The sequence below is a fragment of the Myceligenerans cantabricum genome, from assembly GCF_054777735.1.
This window is the reverse complement of the sequence record NZ_BAAHAJ010000015.1, coordinates 1-3079: the sequence shown is the minus strand read 5'-3', so window position 1 is coordinate 3079 and position 3079 is coordinate 1. Positions and strand designations below refer to the sequence as shown.

Annotated in this window: 3 protein-coding genes; all 3 read left to right on the top strand. The window is 65.7% G+C overall.

The annotated features are described in order from the left end of the window. The coding region (locus ACYU96_RS19970; protein ID WP_460757684.1) for an ABC transporter substrate-binding protein at window positions 1–1184 on the top strand (1184 nt) is incomplete at its 5' end. Window positions 1185–1341: 157 nt separating this feature from the next. After that, window positions 1342–2244, top strand: coding sequence for a carbohydrate ABC transporter permease (locus tag ACYU96_RS19965; protein ID WP_460757681.1), 903 nt, complete (start codon window positions 1342–1344; stop codon window positions 2242–2244). Next, window positions 2241–3079: carbohydrate ABC transporter permease (locus ACYU96_RS19960; RefSeq protein WP_460757679.1), on the top strand; the 839-nt coding region annotated here is incomplete at its 3' end. The genes ACYU96_RS19965 and ACYU96_RS19960, both read left to right, overlap by 4 nt.

Here is a 3079-nt window from a genome sequence, read left to right as displayed (position 1 = left end):
CCGAGGGTGGTGCGGATCAGGTGGAGGTGTTTACCTGGTGGGCTGCTGGTTCGGAGAAGGCTGGTCTGGATGCGTTGGTGGGTGTGTTCGAGGAGCAGCACCCGGACACGGAGTTCGTCAACGGTGCGGTCGCGGGTGGTGCGGGGTCGGCGGCGAAGGATCTGTTGCAGACGCGTCTGCAGGCGCAGGACCCGCCGGACACGTTCCAGGCCCACGCGGGTGCGGAGCTGCAGGACTACATCGATGCGGCCCAGATCCAGGACGTCTCGGACCTGTACGAGGAGTTCGGGTTGTCTGACGCGTTCCCGGCGGACCTGGTCGAGCGGCTCTCGACCGAGGACGGGGCGATCTACTCCATCCCGTCCAACATCCACCGCGCCAACGTCATGTGGGCCAACCCCACCGTGCTCGAGGACGCCGGCCTGGACGCCTCGGGTCAGTACGAGGACCTGGACGCGTTCATCGCGGACCTGGAAAAGCTCGACAAGGCCGGGGTGACCCCGATCTCGGTGGCCACCACCTGGACCCAGGTCCACCTCCTGGAAACCGTGCTCCTGGCGGACCTGGGCCCGGAGGCCTACTCGGGTCTGTGGGACGGTTCGACCGACTGGACCTCCGGTGAGGTGACCGGTGCGTTGGAGGACTTCGAGACGATCATGTCTTACACCAACGCCGACCGTGACGGGCTGGACTGGCCCGAGGCCACCCAGAAGGTGATCGACGGGGAAGCCGCGTTCAACATCATGGGTGACTGGGCGGTCGCGGCGTTCGAGGAGCAGGACAAGGAGCTGGGTAGCGACTTCGTGGCCGTGCCCTCCCCGGGCACCACCGGCACGTTCGACTTCCTGGCCGACTCCTTCACCCTCCCGGTGGGTGCCCCCCACCCCGAGGGCACCAAGGCGTGGCTGGAGACGATCGGTTCCCTGGAGGGCCAGACCGCGTTCAACGCCGCCAAGGGCTCCATCCCGGCCCGCACCGACGCGGACCCCGCGGACTTCTCCGAGTACCAGCAGACCGCCATCGAGTCCTTCGCCCAGGACACCATCGTGTCCTCCCTGGCCCACGGCGCCGCCACCCCCGTGGCCACCCTCAACACCATCAGCGACGCCACCAGCAAGTTCACCACCGGTGCCGCCGACCTGGACGAGTACCAGACCGAGCTCGCCACAGCCAACGAGAGCTGAGACGACCCACTAGCACGACCCGCAACGCCCGCCGGGCAGCACCCACGGCGGCCCAGCACCTCCAGACGGCATCACGCACCACGCCGCCTGGAGGTGCTGCCGGGCCGCAGCCTGCCCGGCGGGCTTTGTCGCGGGTCCACCAACCTCGAGGAACCCCATGCCCAAGACCCTGCGGCGAGTAGGGCCACCCCTGCTCCTGCTCGCTCCTTCCTTGCTGCTGCTGGGCGTGTTCGTCTACGGACTGATCGCAGCGAACTTCCAGATGTCGGTCACCGACAACCACACCGCGGCCCAGGCCACCGGCCAGCAACCCACCGCGATCGTCTGGCTCGAGAACTACACCAGCCTCCTGGCCAGCGACGACTTCCAACACTCCCTGCTCAACCTCGTCCTGTTCACCACCGTCTTCCTCGCCGGCACCATGGCCATGGGCTTCGCCTGGGCCTGGCTCCTGGAAAAGCCCGTCAAGGGCGAAGGCCTGTTCCGCTCCGTCTACCTGTTCCCCATGGCCGTCTCCTTCGTCGCCTCCGGCGTCGTGTGGCGCTGGCTCCTGAACTCCAACCAGGACGCACAAGCCTCCGGCCTCAACCGCCTCTTCCAGATCATCGGCCTGGACTTCCTGCAGAACAACTGGTGGAACAACGTCACCCTCGGCATCACCGCCATCGCCATCCCCGCCATCTGGCAGCTCTCCGGCTACGTCATGGCCCTCTTCCTGGCCGGCTTCCGCGGCATCCCCGAAGAGCTCCGCGAAGCCGCCCGCATGGACGGCGCCAGCGAATGGAAGCTCTACCGCCACGTCCTGTTCCCCCAGCTCTCCCCCGTGGCCCTGTCCGCCCTCATCATCATCGGCCACATGTCCCTCAAATCCTTCGACCTCATCATGTCCATCTCCAAACCCGCGAACTACCAGACCAAGGTCCCCGCCGTGGACATGTTCGTCTTCAAGTCCAGCTTCGACTACGCCAACTCCGCCGCCGTCGGCGCCATCCTCCTGATCATCGTCGCCGCCGTCATGATCCCCTACCTCATCCACCAGCACCGGGAGGAAAAGCGATGACCGACGTCACCTCCGCCGTCCCACCAGCACACGCCACTCCCGGCACCCCCACCACCCCCCAACCAGCCCACAAGAAAACAACCAACCGGTTCACCCCGGCCCGCACCACCCGCTACGCACTACTGCTGTTCTTCCTACTCGTCGTACTCATCCCCGTCTACGTCCTGTTCATCACCAGCTTCAAGGGCACCGGCGACGCCGCCCCCGCCCGCGCCTGGGCCCTACCCACCAAATGGACCCTAGAAAACTGGCAGACCGCCTGGACAACCCTGTCCCCCGCGATCTGGCGAACCATCCAGATGGTCGTCCCCGCCACCATCATCTCCGCCTTCCTCGGATCCCTCAACGGCTTCGTCCTGGCACGCTGGCGCTTCCAAGGCGCCGACATCGTCTTCACCCTGATCCTGTTCGGCATGTTCATCCCCTACCAAGCCGTCATGATCCCCCTGAACCAACTCGTCCTCAACCTCAACATCCCCAACGGCATCCCCAGCCTCATCCTCCTACACGTCGTCTACGGCATCCCCATCACCACCCTCATCTTCCGCAACTACTACATGACCATCCCCCACGAACTCATCGAAGCCGCACGCGTCGACGGCGCCGGCATGCTACGCACCTACCGGTCCGTCCTCCTACCCATCTCCATCCCCAGCTTCGTCGTCGTCCTCATCTGGCAATTCACCAACGCCTGGAACGACTTCCTCTTCGCCGTCTTCTTCTCCTCCAGCAGCAACGGCCCCGTCACCATCACCCTCAACAACATGGCCAACGGCGCCCTCCTACAAAACTACGGCGTCTCCATGGCCGGAGCCCTCCTAGCCTCCCTCCCCAC

Bases quoted from the DNA above. Each gene is read 5' to 3' on its own strand.
- ACYU96_RS19965 (WP_460757681.1), top strand. From the start codon at position 1,342: ATGCCCAAGACCCTGCGGCGAGTAGGGCCACCCCTGCTCCTGCTCGCT.